At 45.8% G+C, this 1,101-nt stretch carries 2 protein-coding genes; both read right to left on the reverse strand.

All coding sequences use genetic code 11. The annotated features are described in order from the left end of the window. Nucleotides 1-550, reverse strand: a 550-nt coding sequence (locus tag A3763_RS01695; protein ID WP_231872068.1) for a glycosyltransferase, incomplete at its 3' end; no start/stop codon positions are given. Beyond that, nucleotides 543-1,101: FtsW/RodA/SpoVE family cell cycle protein (locus A3763_RS01700; RefSeq protein WP_197482682.1), on the reverse strand; the 559-nt coding region annotated here is incomplete at its 5' end. The genes A3763_RS01695 and A3763_RS01700, both read right to left, overlap by 8 nt.

Genomic DNA, 1,101 nt, shown 5'->3' on the forward strand with positions numbered 1-1,101 from the left:
TCGGCCCAGATTTCGAAACACTGTCTTTGCTTGAATAAAATAACTCGCAGATTTCATCTCTCAATGGGTTGCCAGTCAGCACAACTTTACTCGCATCTTCAAAGGCTTCAGGAAAAGCTGACATCACTGAATCTGCCATTTTCGCGAGTACTTTATTGGTCATTCCTGCTACGGCATTCTGTTCGTGAACCAATAAAGGCTTACCCAAGAGTTTTGCCGCCAAGCCACCAGGCCCAGAAGCGAAGCCTCCCATACCTAACACGGCATCGGGTCTTGTTTTCCTAAGCACTAATAAAGCCTGGAAAACGGCTTTAGCGATCTTCAAGGGTGCTAAAGCTTTGCTTAATATGCCTTTACCGCGAACACCACTGACGGAAATACCGTAAAAAGGGATTCCAGCGTCTTGCACTACTCGCTCTTCCATACCACCGACTGAACCTAGCCAAACAACTTTTTCATTGCGGCTCATTAGTTTCTTTGCCGTTGCTAAGGCTGGAAATACATGCCCGCCAGTGCCACCAGCCATCACAAGGAATGTTTTATCACGCATGGATAAGCTCCTTGTCTTTGGTCTGTTCTGAGTCTGGCTCATCTTCAATCGCCATCAGGTCACGGTGAATTCTTAACAACACGCCTATACACATACAACTCACAATCAGGCTACTACCGCCATAACTTACCAATGGCAGCGTCAGGCCTTTAGTCGGTAGCAAGCCCATATTGACGCCTATGTTTATAAAAGACTGAACCGCGAATAAGATGCCAATGCCGTAGGCAAAATAGGCGCTGAATAATTGCTTTTTCTTTTCTGCCAAATAGCCTATGCGTAAGGATCTGTAGACCAAAACGACAAACAACGAAACAACAAGCAATGTACCAATCAAACCAAACTCTTCTGCCATAATGGCAAAAACGAAATCGGTATGAGCCTCGGGCAAGTAAAATTGCTTTTGAATACTGTTGCCTAAACCTACGCCCGACCAGTCCCCACGCCCAAATGCGATCAAAGACTGAATCACCTGATATCCACTACCATAGGGATCTGCCCAAGGATCGGTATAGCCCACTAAACGCTTTAATCTGTAGGGCTGCGAATAAATC

Source organism: Oleiphilus sp. HI0128 (assembly GCF_001635365.1).